Origin of the sequence: Winogradskyella alexanderae, from assembly GCF_020166335.1 — a bacterium.
Lineage (GTDB): Bacteria > Bacteroidota > Bacteroidia > Flavobacteriales > Flavobacteriaceae > Winogradskyella > Winogradskyella alexanderae.
Map to the genome: position 1 here is coordinate 473,162 of NZ_JAIUJR010000002.1, position 18,982 is coordinate 492,143.

General features: G+C 32.9%; 18 protein-coding genes. 12 read left to right on the forward strand and 6 right to left on the reverse strand.

Going from position 1 to position 18,982, the window contains the following annotated elements; all coding sequences use genetic code 11:
• Window positions 1-82 precede the first annotated feature (82 nt).
• A complete protein-coding gene (locus LBU54_RS05610; protein ID WP_224526976.1) occupies window positions 83-3,331 on the forward strand; it encodes a VCBS repeat-containing protein in 3,249 nt (1,082 codons plus the stop codon).
• On the opposite strand, the gene LBU54_RS05615 is transcribed toward LBU54_RS05610, so the two are convergent.
• Together LBU54_RS05615 and LBU54_RS05620 are read right to left on the reverse strand one after the other, a co-directional pair.
• The gene (locus LBU54_RS05615; RefSeq protein ID WP_224526979.1) at window positions 3,313-3,696 is read right to left on the reverse strand and encodes a CoA-binding protein; all 384 of its coding nucleotides are present in this window, start codon (window positions 3,694-3,696) and stop codon (window positions 3,313-3,315) included. The genes LBU54_RS05610 and LBU54_RS05615 overlap by 19 nt on opposite strands.
• Before the next feature lie 357 nt (window positions 3,697-4,053).
• On the reverse strand, window positions 4,054-5,064 hold the full coding sequence (locus LBU54_RS05620; protein ID WP_224526982.1) for a 3-oxoacyl-ACP synthase III family protein: 1,011 nt from the start codon (window positions 5,062-5,064) through the stop codon (window positions 4,054-4,056).
• A 178-nt stretch (window positions 5,065-5,242) separates the two neighbouring features.
• Between LBU54_RS05620 and LBU54_RS05625 the strand changes: the two genes are divergently transcribed.
• From LBU54_RS05625 to LBU54_RS05640, 4 genes are all read left to right on the forward strand, one after another.
• Complete coding sequence (locus LBU54_RS05625; RefSeq protein ID WP_224526985.1) at window positions 5,243-7,687, forward strand: prolyl oligopeptidase family serine peptidase; 2,445 nt, start codon at window positions 5,243-5,245, stop codon at window positions 7,685-7,687.
• 155 nt (window positions 7,688-7,842) lie between these two features.
• Window positions 7,843-9,726 carry a molecular chaperone HtpG gene (gene htpG, locus LBU54_RS05630; protein WP_224526988.1) on the forward strand — a complete coding sequence of 628 codons (1,884 nt, stop codon included), beginning with the start codon at window positions 7,843-7,845 and terminating at the stop codon, window positions 9,724-9,726.
• 142 nt (window positions 9,727-9,868) lie between these two features.
• Complete coding sequence (locus LBU54_RS05635) at window positions 9,869-10,453, forward strand: Crp/Fnr family transcriptional regulator (protein WP_224526991.1); 585 nt, start codon at window positions 9,869-9,871, stop codon at window positions 10,451-10,453.
• Window positions 10,454-10,685: 232 nt separating this feature from the next.
• The gene (locus tag LBU54_RS05640; protein ID WP_224526994.1) at window positions 10,686-11,078 is read left to right on the forward strand and encodes a hypothetical protein; all 393 of its coding nucleotides are present in this window, start codon (window positions 10,686-10,688) and stop codon (window positions 11,076-11,078) included.
• Here the strand turns inward: LBU54_RS05640 and LBU54_RS05645 are convergent.
• Window positions 11,075-12,133, reverse strand: coding sequence for a hypothetical protein (locus LBU54_RS05645; RefSeq protein ID WP_224526997.1), 1,059 nt, complete (start codon window positions 12,131-12,133; stop codon window positions 11,075-11,077). The two genes, LBU54_RS05640 and LBU54_RS05645, sit on opposite strands and share 4 nt — an antisense overlap.
• 223 nt (window positions 12,134-12,356) lie before the next feature.
• Between LBU54_RS05645 and LBU54_RS05650 the strand changes: the two genes are divergently transcribed.
• Together LBU54_RS05650 and LBU54_RS05655 are read left to right on the forward strand one after the other, a co-directional pair.
• The gene (locus LBU54_RS05650) at window positions 12,357-13,058 is read left to right on the forward strand and encodes a hypothetical protein (RefSeq protein WP_224526999.1); all 702 of its coding nucleotides are present in this window, start codon (window positions 12,357-12,359) and stop codon (window positions 13,056-13,058) included.
• An 83-nt stretch (window positions 13,059-13,141) separates the two neighbouring features.
• A complete protein-coding gene (locus LBU54_RS05655) occupies window positions 13,142-14,458 on the forward strand; it encodes a hypothetical protein (protein ID WP_224527002.1) in 1,317 nt (438 codons plus the stop codon).
• Here the strand turns inward: LBU54_RS05655 and LBU54_RS05660 are convergent.
• Together LBU54_RS05660 and LBU54_RS05665 are read right to left on the reverse strand one after the other, a co-directional pair.
• Window positions 14,455-14,856, reverse strand: coding sequence for a hypothetical protein (locus LBU54_RS05660; RefSeq protein WP_224527006.1), 402 nt, complete (start codon window positions 14,854-14,856; stop codon window positions 14,455-14,457). The genes LBU54_RS05655 and LBU54_RS05660 overlap by 4 nt on opposite strands.
• A complete protein-coding gene (locus LBU54_RS05665) occupies window positions 14,843-15,424 on the reverse strand; it encodes an RNA polymerase sigma factor (RefSeq protein ID WP_224527009.1) in 582 nt (193 codons plus the stop codon). The genes LBU54_RS05660 and LBU54_RS05665 overlap by 14 nt, the downstream gene beginning before the upstream one ends.
• Window positions 15,425-15,557: 133 nt before the next feature.
• Here LBU54_RS05665 and LBU54_RS05670 point away from each other — a divergent pair, with 133 nt between their 5' ends.
• The 4 genes from LBU54_RS05670 to LBU54_RS05685 all read left to right on the forward strand — a co-directional run bounded on the left by LBU54_RS05670 (window position 15,558) and on the right by LBU54_RS05685 (window position 17,488).
• A complete protein-coding gene (locus LBU54_RS05670; RefSeq protein WP_224527010.1) occupies window positions 15,558-15,902 on the forward strand; it encodes a DUF6249 domain-containing protein in 345 nt (114 codons plus the stop codon).
• 89 nt (window positions 15,903-15,991) lie between these two features.
• Window positions 15,992-16,966, forward strand: a complete 975-nt coding sequence (locus LBU54_RS05675) for a carboxypeptidase-like regulatory domain-containing protein (RefSeq protein WP_224527012.1) — start codon at window positions 15,992-15,994, stop codon at window positions 16,964-16,966.
• Entirely contained in the window at window positions 16,959-17,312 is a 354-nt protein-coding gene (locus LBU54_RS05680) for a DoxX family protein (RefSeq protein WP_224527014.1), read from the forward strand. The genes LBU54_RS05675 and LBU54_RS05680 overlap by 8 nt, the downstream gene beginning before the upstream one ends.
• Before the next feature lie 5 nt (window positions 17,313-17,317).
• Window positions 17,318-17,488, forward strand: a complete 171-nt coding sequence (locus tag LBU54_RS05685; RefSeq protein ID WP_224527016.1) for a hypothetical protein — start codon at window positions 17,318-17,320, stop codon at window positions 17,486-17,488.
• On the opposite strand, the gene LBU54_RS05690 is transcribed toward LBU54_RS05685, so the two are convergent.
• Window positions 17,489-18,169, reverse strand: coding sequence for a M15 family metallopeptidase (locus LBU54_RS05690; RefSeq protein WP_224527018.1), 681 nt, complete (start codon window positions 18,167-18,169; stop codon window positions 17,489-17,491). It abuts the gene before it with no gap.
• A gap of 32 nt (window positions 18,170-18,201) precedes the next feature.
• Here LBU54_RS05690 and LBU54_RS05695 point away from each other — a divergent pair, with 32 nt between their 5' ends.
• Window positions 18,202-18,807, forward strand: a complete 606-nt coding sequence (locus tag LBU54_RS05695) for an alpha-ketoglutarate-dependent dioxygenase AlkB family protein (RefSeq protein WP_224527020.1) — start codon at window positions 18,202-18,204, stop codon at window positions 18,805-18,807.
• Window positions 18,808-18,982: the final 175 nt, after the last annotated feature.

Genomic DNA, 18,982 nt, shown 5'->3' on the forward strand with positions numbered 1-18,982 from the left:
TCCTTCTATTATCCTAAGAAAATCAAGATTTGAAAGCCTAAAATATTAGTATATTTGCTTAACTGCACTTTCTAGTTACTTTATGAAAAAAATATATCTAATAGCATTAGTCTGTTTTCTTTTTTTAACGTGTTCTGAAGATTCAAAATCCAACCCAAAAAAAACTTCTTATCTGTTGGAATCCGTTTCATCTGATGAAACTGGAATAAAATTCAAAAATTTAGTTACAGAAGATCCACAACACAGCATTATAAACTACATCTATTATTATAATGGCAGTGGTGTTGCAACTGGAGATATTAATGGGGACAACCTACCAGATTTGTTCTTCGTCTCAAATATGGGAGAAAACAAGTTATATGTAAATAAAGGCGACTTCAGGTTTGAGGATATTTCAGAAACTGCTAATATTCAAGGTAAATCCAGTTGGCAGACTGGTGTAACTATGGTTGATATAAATAACGATGGATTACTTGATATTTACGTTTGTGCTGTTTCTGGTTTATTGGACTTTACAGGTCATAATGAGTTATACATTAACAATGGTGATGGCACGTTTACTGAAAATGCAAAAGCTTATGGCTTAGATTTTGAAGGCTATTCCACACAGGCATATTTCTTTGATTACGACAAGGATAACGATCTCGATGTCTACATTGTGAACCATGCCGTCCATACTACCCTTTCTCACGGTAATGCAGATCTTAGAAACAAACGTATGCCACTTGTTGGAGACGTTTTATTGAACAACGACAATGGTTCATTTAAAGATGTGAGTGAATCGGCAAATATATATGGCGGTGTAAATGGATATGGTTTAAGTGCTACTATCGCGGATTTCAATAATGATGGTTGGGATGATATATATGTTTGCAATGATTTTCATGAGGATGATTATTACTACATAAATAATCAAGACGGTACGTTTTCGGAGCAATTAGATAAATCGTTTACAACGATTAGTCGTTTTTCGATGGGAAGTGACGCCGCTGATATTAATGGCGACGGTTACCAAGATTTAATGACTTTAGATATGTTACCTAAAGATGAACGCATCCTAAAAGAAACTGAAGGTGACGATGCCATGTTCAATATGCAGGAGCATTTAGAGAATTTGGGTTATAAGGATCAATATTCGCGTAATATGCTTCAGATCAACAATAATGGTGAGTATTTCCATGAAACGGCACTAATAAATAAGGTTGCAGATACCGACTGGAGTTGGGCGCCTTTGTTTGCAGACTTTAATAATGATGGTCACCAAGATCTATTTATTTCTAATGGAATTTTGAGACGTCCAAATGGTCTTGATTTTAAAAAATATGTATCAAATGCTTTTAAAGGCAGGTCTGAAAGTGAAGGACTAGAATGGTTATTCAATTCTATAAGCGAAATGACCCCAGGAGACGTTACTAACGAGATGTTTGAAGGCAATTCAAAAAACTTTAAAAGTAAAACAGGTGAATGGATAGAGAATAAACCTAGCCTGTCTAATGGGGCTGTATATGTTGACTTAGATTTAGATGGTGACTTAGATATTGTTACCAATAATTTTAATGCGGTGGCAGATGTATATAGAAATACAACCAATGGCACTAAAAATTATATCAATTTAGAATTAGACTATCAAAGCGGAAATAAAGATGGCATTGGAACAAAGGCCATTGTTCATGCAAATGGTAAGTCTCAATTAAAACAATTATTTAAATCTCGTGGTTTTATTTCATCACTGGATAGCAAACTATATTTTGGACTAAATGACGCTGAAACCATCGACTCTATCGAAATCATATGGCCAAATAATGAATATCAGAAGATTTATGCGCCCAAAATTAATTCTGAACTAAAGGTGTCATACACTCCAACCAACCAGTTTTATGTCTATGACAATTTAACTAATAAGAACTCTTACTTTAAAGTTGATGAGAGTATTTCCTACGTTCATGAAGAAGACAATTACACCGATTTCCAAGAGGAAAAATTAATCCCTTACAAAGTTTCAACATTTGGTCCAGCCTTCACGAAAGGAGACGTTGATGGTAATGGCTACGATGACATATACATTGGAAGCGCCTCTGGTAAAGCGAGTCAACTCTATTTGAATTCAGGTAGTAGTTTTAGTCTTTCTAAACAAACCGTTTTCGAAGGAGATATGGTTTACGAAGATAATGACGCTACTCTTTTTGACGCTGACAATGATGGTGATTTAGACCTATATGTCGCCTCTGGAATTACAGCATTAAAAACAGAAACTTTAATGCATGATCGTTTATACCTCAATCAAAATGGAAAATTTGAGATTGCTAACAATCGTATTCCCGTAAACAATCTCATTACAACAGTTGTTAAGCCTTATGATTACGACAATGATGGAGATACAGACCTATTTATTGGTAACCACTCCGTTGCTGGAGATTATGGCAAGAAGGTAACCTCATATGTCCTTAACAACGACGGAAAAGGTAATTTCAAAAAGAGCACAGAACTTGATGTGAGTAAGGTAACTTCAGCTATTTGGAAAGATATAAATAACGATAATGTTAAAGACTTAATAGTGGCGTGTGAATGGGATGCTCCAAGAATTTACATAAATAATAATGGCAAATTAGAGCCCCAAGTTATCCCAGAGAACATCAATGGCTTATGGCAATCTGTAGGGACATTTGACATTGATAGTGATGGTGATGAAGATATCCTGCTCGGAAATTGGGGATTAAACACAAAATTCAATTTGTATTTTGATGGCCCTTTACATTTGTACTATTCTGACTTTGATAAAAATGGTGTTAATGAAACCCTCATAGCTTACAATAGAGATGGTAAATATTACATGGTAAATTCTAAAGATGAACTAGCTGGTCAAATGAATATTATTAATAAAATCTATGTAGACCATAAAAGTGTTGCTGGTAAAACGATCGAAGAAGTAATGAAACAAGGTACAATTGACGATGCCGAAAAATCATTTGCTCATACTTTAGCCTCAGGATATTTAAGAAATGACAACGGTCAATATACTGCTTTTATACCCTTTGAAGAAGCTTTGCAATTGGCACCAATTACAACATTTACGAAAATAAGTTCTGGTGAAAAGTCTGAACTGATAATTGGTGGTAATTCATATAAAGTCAATACTTATCATGGATCTTATTTATCGCTTAAGGGCCTTTTGCTAGAAGACGCACAAAACTATGAAACGGTTTCTCAATTAGGAATGGCACCTTTTAATGATCAAATAAAGCAGATTGAAGTTGTTAAAATGAAAGATAGAAACATTGTTTTTGTTCTTGCTAATGATGCACCACTAAAACTTTACTCTGTTACTGAATAATTAGAATACTTATTGGTGGCTAGCAAAACTAAAGTACAAGCCACTTCCACATGAATTTTGTTTTCTTTCAGAAGCTCATAAAACTCAGGATTTTCAGTCCCTGGATTAAAAATTACACGCTTTGGTTTGAGACCAATTATATAATCGTAATATGCTTTTTGTCTTTTTGGATTAAGATAAAGTGTTACCGTATCTATCTTTTCATAAGATAAAAGCTCGGTATCTATAGTCACTCCATTTACTTCTCCAGTTTTAATTCCAAAAGCTTTAACGGTTTCTCCATAATTTAAAAGTCTGCCTATTGCTATGTTAGCGTATCGTTCTGGTTTTAATGAGGCTCCAAATACCAAAGTTGTGTCTTGCATTGATGTTAAATTATATTTAATCTCTAATTATTGCGTAACAATAATCATAAAAGTTCGTCTTTTATATAAAGCAAATTTAATAGTTTACATAAATATAGTTGATGGTTAGTGTTAGTGTACAACTATTAAATAAGAAAACCCGAAACATAATAGTTTTCGGGTTTTTTGTTAAAATTTACCCTAATATGTTAAAGTTTGAAATAAAATTAGAAACGCTACGTCTATAGTTCAGAGATAAGTTTTAAGTAATAAACTTTATAAAATGAATATTTTATATTGTAGTGTTAGTTAAAGTTGGTTAATAGCAGAAAAAGCCCGAACGTAATTGTTTGGGCTTTTTTGTTATTCAATTTCTTCTTACCACTTTATTATAGCACTTCCCCAAGTAAAACCACTTCCAAAGGCGGCTAACACGACATTGTCACCTTCTTTAATTTTACCTTCTTCCCATGCTTCTGTTAATGCAATAGGAATGGATGCAGCGGTTGTATTGCCGTAGCGCGTTATGTTGTTATAGACTTGATCATCACTCAATCCAAACTTCTTCTGGATAAACTGAGAAATTCTAAGATTGGCTTGATGCGGAATGAGCATATCTATATCCTCTTTTTGCATATTATTGGCAATTAGTCCTTCAATAATGGCTTCACTAAAACGTACTACAGCATGCTTAAACACAAACTGACCATTCATATATGGATAATATGACGTATCATTTGGATCATTTTCTTCCATAATAGTATCAACCCAACGTCCGGTACTCGGTCCTTCTAATGATAACTCTTTTGCATGTTTGCCTTCAGAATGCAAGTGTGTAGACAATATACCTTTAGTATTGTCCTCCTCCCTGCTTACCACTGCAGCACCAGCACCATCACCAAAAATTACAGTTACTGCTCTACCACGAGTTGAGCGTTCTAAACCACCTGAATGATTCTCGCTACCAATTACCAATACATTCTTGTACATACCAGTTTTCACAAACTGGTCTGCAACAGACAAACCGTAGATAAATCCAGAACACTGATTTCTTACATCCAAAGCTCCAATGGTATCCATTTCTAATAGTTCTTGAACTCTTACACCGCCTCCTGGGAAATACATATCTGGACTTAAAGTAGCAAATACTATAAAATCAATATCGCCTTTTGTCAATCCCGCGCGTTCAATTGCAATTTTTGCTGCTTTAGCACCCATTAAGGATGTGGTGTCATCACTAGTTTTTGGATCAATCCAACGACGTTCTTTAATACCCGTTCTTTCTTGAATCCACTCATCACTTGTGTCCATCCAAACCTTAAGATCATTATTGGTTACTACATTTTCGGGAACATATTTTCCTAGGCCTGTTATTCTTGAATTGTACATTAGCTATTATATAAAGTTAGATTTACAAAATTAACCCATTTGCATCTATTCTTAAATCTATTCGTTATGCATGCATAATAAATTAAACTTCGAAAATTTGCAATTATTTAACAGCACCTAGAACTCTCGTACAGGCTATTTTAATTACCTTCAAGCCACTAATAAATAATCAAAAAACATGAAAACTATCATCAGACTTTTTGCATTGCTCTTGGTATTGAACAATTATGCGCAACAAAGCTTAGAATACCAAAAACCATCAGAAGAAATTTTAGAATTAGCAGATGTAGAACTTGCACCAGGTGTTCAAATAGACAGCCACGGAGAGAACATGGTTTTACTTTATCGCAATCAGTACAAATCGATTGCAGAGTTGTCCGAAACCGAAATGCGTCTGGCTGGTCTTAGGATCAATCCGGTTACTAATATCGGAAGTCGTACTAACTACTATACCAACTTAAAGGTCAAAGGCATAAATGACAAGGAGGCAAGGCAAGTGTTGGGATTACCAGAAAATGCAAGACTATCTGGATTTAGTTGGTCGCCGGATGAAAGCATGATTGCCTGCCTTAATACTACTTCTACAGGCGTTGAAGTCTGGGTACTCGATATTGCAAAGGCTGAGGTTACTAAATTAACCGATGCGTCGGTAAATGCAAATATGGGAAGTACTATTAATTGGTTCAAGGATAATAAGCATCTCTTAGTTAAAATGCTACCTTCAGACAGAAAACCACTTATTAATACTGCCATTGCCGTCCCTACTGGACCAACTGTTTCAGTCAGTGATGGTGCAAAGGCACAGAACCGTACCTATCAAGATTTATTAAAAACGCCAAATGACGAATACAACTTTGAGCAATTGGCTCGTTCAGAAATTAAAAAAGTATCGATTAAAGGCGAAGTTAGTGACTATTTAGAAGCAGACATGTATCGGGGCATAAGTTTTTCGCCTGATGGTAACTATGTGATGATAACAAAGACTATGCGTCCTTTTTCATATTTGGTTACCTATGGGAGATTTCCAAGTGAAAGTACCATTTATGATATGGAAGGAAACAAAGTTAAAGTTGTAAATGAAGTACCATTAGATGAAGTAAGACCTAAAGGATTTATGTCTACAAGACTAGGCAAACGTAATATGACATGGCGAGGAGACAAACCATCAACTCTTGTTTGGGCAGAAGCACTAGATGGCGGAGATCCTGCAGTTGAAACTGATTTTAGAGATGCAGTATATCAATTAGAGGCACCATTTAATGGCTCACCAAAACTCATATTAAAAACGCAACAACGATTTGCCGGAATTGATTGGGGAAATGATGATACAGCCATAGCATACGATTATTGGTGGAACACTAGGAACACAAAAACCTATATATTTAATCCATCGACAGCTAAGTCAATATTAATCTCAGATCGTAATTATCAAGATGTTTATAGTGACCCTGGAAATTTTGTAAGTTCAAAAAACAAATACGGAAGATATACCTTAACAATGAATGGCGACAAACTTTATCTTATGGGAGATGGCTATTCTAAAGAAGGTCAGTTTCCGTTTATTGATGAATACAACATCAAAACCGGAAAAACAAAAAGGCTCTATCAGTCTGCTTACACAGATAAGCTTGAAAGTTTAAATAGTGCAATAGACATGAAAAAGGGTGAAATTTTAGTTAGAATAGAGTCCAAAACAGAATATCCAAATTATTACATTAGAAATATCAATAAAAAGAATGATTTAAAAGCCATTACTGCTTTTGAAAACCCGTTTAAGAGCCTTGAGAATGTTGACAAACGTGTTATTAGTTATAAGCGCGACGATGGCCTAGACTTAGAAGGTACACTTTATCTACCATTAGATTATAAAGAAGGAGAAAAATATCCAATGATTTTGTGGGCATACCCTAGAGAATACAAGGATAAAGCCAGTGCATCCCAGAGCACGGCAAATCCAAATGAATTTGTTTATCCGTATTGGGGCTCGCCAATATATTGGGTAACTAAGGGCTATGTAGTTTTAGACGATGCGGCATTTCCTATTGTTGGCGAAGGTGATGAAGAACCGAATGATTCATTCAGAACACAATTGGTAGCAAATGGTAAAGCTGCTATTGATGCTGTAGACAATTTAGGTTATATAGACCGTGATAAAGTAGCTGTTGGTGGCCATAGCTATGGTGCATTCATGACCGCCAATTTATTATCACATTCTAACTTATTTGCTGCTGGAATTGCCAGAAGCGGTGCCTATAACAGAACATTGACACCTTTTGGCTTCCAAAGCGAAGAACGCAGTTATTGGGAAGCACCTGAAATTTATTACAATATGTCACCATTTATGCATGCTGACAAAATGAAAACACCACTTTTACTTATACATGGTGTGGCAGATAATAATTCAGGAACGTATCCGCTACAGAGTGAACGCTATTTCAATGCATTAAAGGGCTTAGGAGCACCTGTTAGGCTTGTAATGCTACCTAAAGAAAGTCACGGCTATAGAGCCAAAGAATCCATAATGCATATGCTTTGGGAACAAGATCAATGGTTAGAAAAGCATGTAAAAAACAAACCGAAAAAAGAAGAAAAAATAGAAAACACAGAAATGCTCAAAAATTAAAACCAATAAAATACAGGAAAACCATTCATTTCTGAATGGTTTTTTTATGCCATCTTGTCACAGTTTTATACTTGGTATTTTATTTGAATACACTAGAAAGAATCAAAATTACACTTTAACTAATGCCTTTGTAAAGGTTAAAAAAATAAATTATCATGACAAAAGGAAATATTAATGTATCGGTAGAAAATATCTTTCCGTTAATTAAGAAATTCTTGTATAGTGATCACGAAATATTTTTACGTGAATTAATAAGTAACGCAACTGACGCTACGCTAAAGTTAAAACATCTTACTAGTATTGGTGAGTCCAAATCTGAATATGGCGAACCAAAAATTGAAGTTAAGATAGATAAAGACGGTAAAAAATTGCACATTATTGACCAAGGTATTGGTATGACTGCTGAAGAGGTTGAAAAGTACATTAACCAAATTGCGTTCTCAGGCGCAGAGGAGTTTCTTGATAAATACAAGGATGCAGGAAAGGATGCAGGAATTATTGGGCACTTTGGCCTAGGCTTCTACTCATCATTTATGGTCGCCGACAAGGTAGAAATCATAACAAAATCTCACACAGATGCACCTGCAGCACATTGGACCTGTGATGGTTCCCCAGAATTTACTCTAGAAGAGACTGACAAAAAAGACAGGGGAACCGAAATTATTTTACATATCTCCGAAGGTGAAGAGGCATTTCTAGAGGAATCGAGAATTAGAGAATTATTGGTTAAGTATAACAAGTTTATGCCAATTCCAATCAAATTTGGAACAAAAACAGAAACGTTGCCAAAACCTGAAGGAGCAAAAGAAGACGACCCTGCTCCAACGCAAGAAGTAGATGATATTATAAACAATCCTAATCCTGCTTGGACTAAACAACCAACGGATTTAGAAGAAGATGATTACAAAAACTTCTACAGAGAGCTATACCCAATGCAATTTGAGGAGCCGTTATTCAATATTCATTTAAATGTAGATTATCCTTTTCACCTAACTGGTATTCTATATTTTCCAAAAATGACCAATGACCTCAACATTCAAAAAGATAGAATTCAACTATATCAAAATCAGGTTTTTGTAACGGATAACGTTGAAGGAATAGTACCTGAATTCTTGACCATGTTAAGAGGTGTTATCGATTCTCCAGATATTCCTCTGAATGTCTCAAGAAGTTACCTTCAGGCAGATAGCAATGTAAAGAAAATCTCATCTTACATCACCAGAAAGGTGGCTGACAAATTAAAGTCTATATTCAATAATAATCGTGAAGATTTTGAGAAAAAATGGGACGATATCAAAATTGTTATTGAATACGGTATGCTTTCTGAAGAGAAATTCTTTGAAAAGGCAGATGCATTCGCACTTTATCCTACGGTAGATGGTAAATTCTACACCTTTGAAGAACTAACAAACGCTATAAAGGCAAAGCAGACTGACAAAGATGATAAAATGGTAATTCTCTATGCATCAAACAAAGATGAACAACATGCTTATATTCAAGCAGCCAAAGATAAAGACTATGAAGTCTTATTACTAGATTCACCTATCGTAAGCCACTTAATGCAAAAACTGGAAACTTCAAAGGAGAATATTTCTTTTGCACGTGTAGATGCAGATCATATTGATAACTTAATTAAGAAGGACGACACAACTATTTCTAAATTGAGTGAAGACGAAAAAACGAAATTAGATGAGTTATTAAAAGAGGTCGTACCATCAGAAAAATTCATGGTACAACTAGAAGCCATGGATAGCAATGCTTCTCCATTTATAATTACGCAGCCTGAGTTTATGCGTCGCATGAAAGAAATGCAACAAACAGGTGGCGGTATGTTTGGTATGGGCAACATGCCAGAAATGTATAACTTAGTTGTAAATACAAACCATGAATTAGTAGGACAGATTTTAAACACAAAAACTCGTAAAAAACAAGAACGGCTAATTAATCAAAGTTTAGACTTGGCAAGGTTATCTCAAGGTCTTTTAAAAGGCGAAGAGTTAACCAATTTTATAAAGCGCAGCTATGATATGATTAAGTAAATTAGACCAATTTGTCCGAAATTATCTTTTAAAACCACCTCATTATGCGGTGGTTTTTTTATATTTAATAGATCTGAATTAACATATGTAAATTGCTTGTTTAAATGTATTACATAAATTCATAGTCACAGGTTGACCTATTATGCGTTCTGATAACTCTAAAATAAAAGAGATTTTTAAAGATCTTGAATTCACTGAAAACGAGATTGAGATAATCACAACCGTATTTCACAAAGTTGAGGTCAAAAAAGGGACAATACTACTTAAACCAGGTGATTCTGTCAAAGAGCACTACTATATTTTAGAAGGTTGTTTAAGAGCCTTTCACATAGATGATCATGGCAAAGAGCATACAGTTCAATTTGGAATTAAAGATTGGTGGATAAGCGATTATACAGCATTTTTTTCAGGATCAAATTCAATAATGACAATTGAAGTTATTCAAGATGCTATTCTCTATCGAATCAGTAAAGATGATAAAGAATACTTATATGCTAAAATTTCTAAAATTGAACATTTTTTTAGAATAAAGCTTGAAAAAGCCTTTGCTGCATTTCAGCGAAGAATTCTTCGAAATCTTTCTCAAAATGCAACTGAGCGTTATCTTAACTTTGTGAAGACCTATCCAAATATTGAAAAAAGCGTAAAAAACTATCATATAGCATCTTACCTTGGCGTAACCACAGAAAGTTTAAGTCGGATTCGAAGGGATATTGCACAAACTTAGTTTAATTAACATACATCAATTTTTGAAAAATCTATTTAGTCTAATTTTATTTGGATTAATAAAATTAACTGAGGTTACCCACCGAGAATTAATAGCAAGAAAGCACAAGTAGGTTATACTTGTGCTTTTTTATTGCATTGAATGAAACAAAAGAAGGAATCAAATAGATTATAAAGCCCGTTTCTAATTGAGGTGTTTTTTTATTAATTTTACTTCATACTAATCTTCACTCATGCAATCCAATCATAATCTTAATACTTTTAGTATCCTATTTTTAATAAAAGGTATACTTACCCTTTGTTTTTCAATATTTTTTATGTTTTATGTTGGATTAGGATTTTTTGTTTCCAGTGCCGTAGCATTTGATCAATCCAATGATATACCTTTTAATCCGGGTATTATTGTGATAATAATCGGCGCTATTGGCCTAGTAATTACTGTAACAATAGGGCTTCTTACAATTTTGGCTTCAAATTACCTTAAGGCCGTAAAGAATTACAATTTTATTTTTGCAATGGCCGTAGTGAGTTGTCTCACTGGTATTCTTGGAATACTTCTTGGTGTATTTGCGCTCATTGAATTAAGCAAGCTCGAGGTCAAACAATTGTTTGAACGCAATAATTAATCCATATTAAGGGCTATGTCATAGGTACGTCTTTTGAAAGTATTTCTATCTTCCAATATCTTAAAGAATCCTTTTATATAAGATTTGGCAGTTTCAAAACTTTGTTGACTTTCAAAATAGTTCTTGTGATTATCGATTACGGAAAGTAATTCTTTCCTATTATTTAAGAATTCTAATCTTACTTTTTCAAACAATTTAATATCGCGCCTATAACCCATATAATAGCGTTCAGTAACATTTTCTATAGGTAATTCGGCCTTCCTTGTTTTTGAAACCACAGAATAGCTTGTGTTTACAAAACCAGACATATCAAAATCGTATGGAATTGGAACAAACTTTTTGTCTACATAAATAACCTTTGAATTATGGCTGTAGGTAGCTGAGAAGTCGGTATTACCAACCATGAACTGAAACATCGCATTTCTAACTGCAAATAAATCGTCATACCCTTGAGGATAAAAAGCTCGCTTTACAACCCTACCTTCTAATCGTTTGGCTACTTTGTCATAGTCCTCAATCAAGAACCCTTTTAATTGATACGTTTTTATCTTTTTATTCTTCACATCATCGAATTCTACCTCAATTAATCGAGTTTTAAAGTGATAAGGCATAACAACCTCGTACATCTTATATATGATATATTCCTTCATTACATAATCATCTTTCAAATACTCATTTAAACAAGGAAATACTACCTTAAGTTTTCTATTCTTCTCAAATAATGTTCCTTTAGCATTTTTCTTGCTTACTTTTAATTTAATTGGTGTGAAAAAACATGATTTGCGTCTAAAGTTTCCTCTGGCTCTTATTTTAACTTCTAAAGTATCCCATATTCCATTGTGCTTTTCATACGACATTTCAGCTATCATATATGTCGAATCATTAGTTTCATTCTTTAATTGCTTTTTCGAGTATTTGAATTTTATAGGTAAAGACTTATTTTCTTCAAACAAACGAAGTTTGTTACTCTTTTTAATTTGATCTGGCTGCGCACTTACAGAATAAGGAATGACAAAAAAAAGTAAAAGTAAAATTCTTGAAATTTGGCCTATCATTGACAACTTACTTACAAAAAATCATTAATTGGTTGATTATCATAAAAATAGTGAAAAATATGATACCATTATTTACATCTTTTTAAAAGTTCAACAGTAAAATTTTAAATAAAAGAGATCTTACGAATAAAGCTCATATATGGACAATTATTCATAACTTTAGAAAATTCAATTAGTTAATATTTATATCAGAAAGTATTCCATCATATTAAATTTCAAAACTTTGTTGGTATTAGTATTTGCTATGCTGACAACTTACATGTCATATCATTTTGAAATAAGATTTAATATTGATTTGACTTTATTAAGTATTGCTATAATATTTCCTTTGGTTTTCTCCATAAGAGGTTCCTTTAGACGCAGGGAAAGGGCATTAGAACATTTGTCTGAGTTCAAGAGTTCTTTGCATACTGTCAGGTCCTTTTTATTGAGCAGACCTGATTTAGTTGAACTATATAAAAAAGATGTCGATAATATTTTACTAGATATTAACCTAACCGTATTACATCATTTATCAGGCAAAGAAATTACTATTAGAAATATTGATGCATCAATGCAACAGGTTTATGATTTTGTGATTGATAAAAACGAGACAATTTCTAGACAAATTAGGGATAAAGTTTTTCGTTTTATGAAAGACATGCATGAATGTGTAGAAAACTTAAATGCTATTCATATACATAGAACTCCTATAAGCCTAAAAGCTTATTGTCTAATTTTTATTTATATCTTTCCATTCATATATGCTCCAGAAATCATAAAAAATGTCTCCGTTAATCAGTCGACTTTGATTGTATACGGTGTTGTATTTATTACTCAATTTATACTAATTTCATTGTACAATATTCAAAATCAACTTGAATACCCTTTTGACAGTATTGGTATAGACGATATTAATCTGAATAACTTTAGACTGGACAGATAGTCTATTTTCAGTTTGAAACACTTTATAATGATAAAATTTATGATAGTCATTTCTAAATTTTAAAATTAATAACACCCTTCGTTATGAGTTCTGACTACACAAATCCCGCCTTTAAAAAGCTACTAAAAAAACTGCAGGAAGAAAGCTGGCAACTTGAATTAATTATATCTGGTTTTGCAATTTTTGGTTTGTTTTCTGCCTTTACACCATTGAAATTGTTGTACACTGAGGCCAAAACTGACGGCAATAATATCATTGCTTTTGTGTATGTTATTTTATTGATTTCGTGCGTGATATTAGCCTTTAATCTATTACTTCATGTGGTATTAAGAGGTCTTTGGATAGGTGCACTTGGTTTAAGATATGTTTCTGGCGAAATAGATTACGACAGTCTCAAATACAGTGAAAAATTCACAAATTACTTAAGAAAAAAAGTTGGTTCTTTTGATAGGTACATAGCAAGATTAGAGAACTACTGCAGCATTATTTTTGCAATTTCATTTTTACTTATTTTTTATGTTTTTGCTACTGTTTTAACCATTGGCGCCTTTCCTCTTGTTGCAACTTACTTAATTGATAATGATAGCATTGATCCATATGGCAAAATCATAGGTATACCATTAATACTATTTCTTATTGTTGGTATGTTACTTGTCTTTATTGATTTTGCAACGCAAGGCTGGCTCAAAAAGAAAAAATGGATAAGTAAATTCTATTTTCCATTTTATTGGCTTTTTAGTTTTATTACCCTATCCTTTCTTTACAGACCATTAGTATATAATTTTTTAGACAACAAGTTTGGAAAGCGCATTAGTTTTCTTTTGCTTCCAATTTATATCATTTTAATTGTACTAAGTTCATTTCAAAATAAAACATCAAACTTTTTTAACCGTAGTTTAAATTCGAGCGAAATTATAGGTAATACGAGTAATTACGAAGATATGTTAACTGACGACGAAGATTTCATAAATGACGTGAGTATACCTTCAAAGGTAATTAGCACCAATTATTTAAAGGTTTTTATGTTGTTTAACGATGAGATAGAAGATAATGTCTTTAGTTACAACCCAGATTTAAAACCAGAGGAAGACATAAGAGGTTTTAGTTCAGATATAATAATTATTAATGAAATGTCATGGGAAAAAAGGGATAGTATTCGACGTGCTTATATGAAAACCTTAAATGAAGTTTACACAATAAGAATTGATAGTTTAGAACTTAAAAGTGAATTTATTCTTACTGAAAGCAGCAAAAAGCAAAAAGGTTTTGAAACTTATATAAGTCTAGAAGGCATTGAAAAAGGCAAACATTTAATGAACCTAACGCGCAAACGAATTCGTAAAAAAGATACACAGACACTTTATGTAGCAAGGATTCCTTTTTGGTATTATCCGGATTAAACTGCTAGGCGCTTGTCATAATATTGTTTTACAAGAGGCACCTGAACACAAATCATTATCACAAGAAATACCATAGCGTACATTAATCCTGCTGAAAAATCTAATATTGAGGTATCAAATAGTCTAAAAGAAAACTCTGGTAAAACAAAAAATTGTGAATCATTATTAGTATTTGATCTGTTAAGATTAAAGTAAGTTATAGACCCAAGAAAGAATAGAATAATTAACCACCAAACATATTTAGGAATTAACGGTTTATAAGCAATGGAAGGAGACTTGGAAAACTTTTCAACTTCGGTCATAACAGAATGCGTAAAACCCTCTGGAGCTTTCTCTAGATTATCAGACTCCATTAATTTATTTATCAGATCAGTAATTCTTTTTTCATCCTGTTCCATAAGTCAATCTGTTTTGTGGTTGTAAGTACGATTCTAGTATTATAGCAAGTTTTTTTCTAGCTCTAAATAATTTCACTTTTACCGTGTTTGTTTCAATGTTTACAATTTTTGATATTTCTTCTAACGAAAACTCCTCGAAGTAGAATAAAGTCAATAAGGCACTACTATCCTCTGGAAGTTTATCAATACATTCTTTAATCAGTTGGCTTCGTTCTTGTTTAATAAGATTTTCTAATGCATTGTCAATATAATCTAACTTATTAAAGGAGATTTCATCTATTGCTACGTCGTTTATTCGCTTTTTATTTCGTTTAATAGTATCCAAGCAAGCGTTATAAGCCACTCTGTATATCCAAGTAGACAGTTTTGAATCGCCTTTAAATTTATCCAACGATTTATATACTTTAATAAAAGTATCCTGCGCTACTTCTTCTGCCTCTTCTTTATTTTTTAACATACGAAGTGACAACGTATATACCAAATCTTTATAACGATCTACCAAAATAGAAAAAGCTTTTGTTTCTCCATTTTTTATAGATTCGATTAATTGATGTTCGTTAGTGGTCATTTTGTTGTTAAGACGATCAATTAGCTGAAAAGGTTACAATCTGGCAAAAAACTTTAAGAAGTTGTAACCTAAAGTAAAAATTCATCGTCATAAGGGTAATTATTTAAAATTAATCAATTAAAAACAAACAATTATGGACGAAGAAATATTAATTCCAATCAGTTTTTTTGCTGCAATATTTGGTATGGTATACCTTTATTTTTCAACTAGAAACAAAGAACGCCTGGCCTTAATAGAAAAAGGTGCCGATGCTAGTATTTTTAACATTGGTAAAAAATCAGGACAATCATGGAAAGTAGTAGTATTAAACTTAGCATTTTTACTAATTGGTATTGGGCTTGGTGTTTTTATTGCACACATTTTAGAGACATTTACTGCCCTCGATGAAGATTCGATTTATCCCGCAATGATATTTTTATTTGCAGGTATTGGACTTTACATTGGTTTTACACAAACCAAAAAAGCACTCGACGATTAATTATAAATCGCTTCATAGTAAACGCCCTAAAATTGGGGCGTTTTTTTATGGTCTTTTTAATGTATCTTTAGGACTTTCAGGTCATGCCTATGAAGAGAGCGCTACTATTTTTCCTTTTCTTATCTATTCAATTCACTTCTGCACAGACAGTTTTAGACAGTTTGACCAAATTCCCAGTTAGTTATGCAACAATCTCCTTTGGTAATGGTAACGGAATTTTTGCAGATGACGAAGGTAAATTTGTATTCACAAAAAAACTCTATCCAGATATAGATTCTTTATTTATATCGGCATTAGGTTATAAGGATATAAGCATTTCTACCACCAATCTACCCAAGGAATTGTTTATGGTGCAAGAAGCTGATGTGCTTGATGAAGTGGTACTAGGATTTAAACGCAGCAGAAAATTCAAAATAGAAAAACTTAAACCTTATCTCGATGACGATTACTATAACTGTTGGTTACCAACAATTGAATCTGAAATAGCTGTGTATTTTCCAAAAACAACAGAAAAAGACCAGGAACTAGCTTCGGTTACCTTTCCTATTGCTCTCGAGTCTAGGGATTGGACCAAGCGTAAAAGAGCAAATAGTGATAAAAAGAAGTTTTCAACCTTATTCAAAGTAAAGATATACAACAACAAGGATGGCTTACCAGGCAAGCCCTTAACCTTAGAAACCATCGTTTTTAGAGCCACAGAACGCAATGGAGACGCTTTTACACTAAATTTAGATAACTATAATCTTTATGTTCCTAAAAATGGTTTTTTTGTGTCACTCCAAGTTTTGGGATATACAGATAAAAAAGGGAAATTACTTCCTAACAAAAAATATAAGGAAATACAATCGCCAAGTGGTGTGGTAAAAATTCCTACCAATTTTAGACCCCTATTACCTTTCACAAATGAAATTGACACAAAACGTACTTTTATTAAACGTGTTTTTATTAATGGAAATAAATGGATTATGTTTGAAAAGGGAAACGGTTTTAAATCCAGTCTTTTAGATAAAGAGCTGTACAATTATGGAATGGGTATAGAATTAAAGACATATAAAGATGAATGAACCCTTGAGCATATATTTTATGGCTGCTCTTTATATAATAGCGGGTATTATGCATTTTGTAAAAACGAAAATGTACATGCTGATCATGCCAGAGTATTTGAGCAATCATAGAGGTTTGGTGATTTTGAGTGGTATTATTGAAATTCTCTTGGGTATTGGTTTGTGCATTCCTGCGTTGAAGGTATTTTCTATTTATTCTATAATTGCAATGCTTGCTGTTTTTTTGTTGGTTCACTTTTACATGCTTACAAATGAGAAAGCATCATTAGGAATTCCAAAATGGATATTAATACTACGAATTCCATTACAATTTGCCCTTATGTATTGGGCTTGGATATATATTTAAATAAAATGAAAGATAAAACAGGATTAATAATTGCGCTTATTGGTATTGCAATTCTCGTTGGAGTTATTATATATCAGGCTAAAACAGAAAACACAGCACCTGCCTATATTGTTGTAGGACTTGCAGTAAATATTATTGGAGTTGGTATTCACTTAAAACGAAATTTAAAAAAGTGATTATTCAATAACAAAATCAAAATAGGTATCGGGAAAAGGTTCTTCCCTTAAGGTAAAGTGCCACCATTCCTTAGGATAATTTCTAAAGCCATGTTTAAGCATTATTTTCTGTAATAACTGCCTATTTGCTTTTTGAGTTTCTGTTAATCCTTGATAAGCCACCCAAGATTCTTGACCAAAAAAATCATATGGTGTACCCATATCTAGAGGAATACTTGTATTTCCATCAATTATAGTCAAATCCATTGTACTTCCCCTACTATGACCAGATCTCGAGGCAATGTATTCTTCTCTAAACAGATTTTGTTTGTCAACGTCTGGATAGAAGATTGATTTTTTTATTGTATCATTTAATTCTTTAGCCCATCGGATAAAATGATTTACAGCGCGTTGTGGCCTGTAGCCATCAAAAACCTTTAGACACAAATTTTGGGATTGTAACTCCTCTTGAACCAATTTTAATTTTACTGCTGTTTCTAAAGTAAGAATTAACTTGTCTGAATTATAGCCGTCTATCGTATCTCCCACAAAATTATTGGTAGAATAGTAACGTAAGTCAACATTCAAGTCCTTTATAATATCGTTGACATAAACAAAACCCTTGGGTAAGTCTTTTTGAATAATACTAGCACCGAAGAGTGAGCCAATAATAACTGTAGATAAAAGCGTTTTAAATTTCATATCTAAGTACTAATTTAGTCAAAAAATAAGCTATGGACTTGTTTTCCAAAAAGAAAGAATTTTTAAAATTACCAAATGCCCAGCTCATCTATTTTCCCAATTTCATTTCAAGGCCAAAAGCAGATGAATACTTTAATACTATTAATAAAGAAACAAATTGGCAACATGACGACATCACCGTTTTTGGTAAAACCTACAAACAGCCTCGATTAACTGCGCTATATGGAGCGTCTGGAAAACCATACCGCTACTCAGATATTATCATGTATCCAGAACCTTTTACATATGACTTAAAAATCATAAAAAAGGAGGTTGAAACAAAGTCACAGGTAAAATTTAATACCGTACTCATTAATTTATACAGAAATGGGAGCGATAGTAACGGTTGGCACGCAGATAACGAGAAAGAACTTGGTAAAAATCCCGTTATAGCATCAATTAGCTTGGGTGAGGAACGCCCATTTCACTTTAAGCACAGGAAATTAAAAACAGAAAGACATAAACTGCTCTTACAACATGGAAGTCTTTTGATAATGAAAGGCGAAATGCAACATTTCTGGCTACACCAAATTGCTAAAACGAAAAAAGAAATTGGGCCACGTATTAATCTTACATTTAGAAAACTTATTGACCAATAAACAAAAAACCGGGTTCCCTCAAACCCGGTTTTTCTAATTTGCTTTTTTATTATGTAAGTAGATTTAGGGTCTCTAAGTCAACATAACATAATGCAAATATTAATTAATTAATCCATTGAACTAAAAACTAAATTTTAGTACACTTCAAATATAGAATTAGCTTTTAATATTAACG

What these genes read in the sequence shown, in the direction of transcription:
- LBU54_RS05610 (WP_224526976.1), top strand. Translation starts at nt 83, where the DNA reads ATGAAAAAAATATATCTAATAGCATTAGTCTGTTTTCTTTTTTTAACG.
- LBU54_RS05655 (WP_224527002.1), top strand. Translation starts at nt 13,142, where the DNA reads ATGAGTTCTGACTACACAAATCCCGCCTTTAAAAAGCTACTAAAAAAA.
- LBU54_RS05645 (WP_224526997.1), bottom strand. Translation starts at nt 12,133, where the DNA reads ATGATAGGCCAAATTTCAAGAATTTTACTTTTACTTTTTTTTGTCATT.
- LBU54_RS05685 (WP_224527016.1), top strand. Translation starts at nt 17,318, where the DNA reads ATGAAAGATAAAACAGGATTAATAATTGCGCTTATTGGTATTGCAATT.
- LBU54_RS05635 (WP_224526991.1), top strand. Translation starts at nt 9,869, where the DNA reads ATGCGTTCTGATAACTCTAAAATAAAAGAGATTTTTAAAGATCTTGAA.
- LBU54_RS05615 (WP_224526979.1), bottom strand. Translation starts at nt 3,696, where the DNA reads ATGCAAGACACAACTTTGGTATTTGGAGCCTCATTAAAACCAGAACGA.
- LBU54_RS05675 (WP_224527012.1), top strand. Translation starts at nt 15,992, where the DNA reads ATGAAGAGAGCGCTACTATTTTTCCTTTTCTTATCTATTCAATTCACT.
- LBU54_RS05660 (WP_224527006.1), bottom strand. Translation starts at nt 14,856, where the DNA reads ATGGAACAGGATGAAAAAAGAATTACTGATCTGATAAATAAATTAATG.
- LBU54_RS05690 (WP_224527018.1), bottom strand. Translation starts at nt 18,169, where the DNA reads ATGAAATTTAAAACGCTTTTATCTACAGTTATTATTGGCTCACTCTTC.
- LBU54_RS05680 (WP_224527014.1), top strand. Translation starts at nt 16,959, where the DNA reads ATGAATGAACCCTTGAGCATATATTTTATGGCTGCTCTTTATATAATA.
- LBU54_RS05640 (WP_224526994.1), top strand. Translation starts at nt 10,686, where the DNA reads ATGCAATCCAATCATAATCTTAATACTTTTAGTATCCTATTTTTAATA.
- LBU54_RS05625 (WP_224526985.1), top strand. Translation starts at nt 5,243, where the DNA reads ATGAAAACTATCATCAGACTTTTTGCATTGCTCTTGGTATTGAACAAT.
- LBU54_RS05670 (WP_224527010.1), top strand. Translation starts at nt 15,558, where the DNA reads ATGGACGAAGAAATATTAATTCCAATCAGTTTTTTTGCTGCAATATTT.
- htpG (WP_224526988.1), top strand. Translation starts at nt 7,843, where the DNA reads ATGACAAAAGGAAATATTAATGTATCGGTAGAAAATATCTTTCCGTTA.
- LBU54_RS05665 (WP_224527009.1), bottom strand. Translation starts at nt 15,424, where the DNA reads ATGACCACTAACGAACATCAATTAATCGAATCTATAAAAAATGGAGAA.
- LBU54_RS05620 (WP_224526982.1), bottom strand. Translation starts at nt 5,064, where the DNA reads ATGTACAATTCAAGAATAACAGGCCTAGGAAAATATGTTCCCGAAAAT.
- LBU54_RS05695 (WP_224527020.1), top strand. Translation starts at nt 18,202, where the DNA reads ATGGACTTGTTTTCCAAAAAGAAAGAATTTTTAAAATTACCAAATGCC.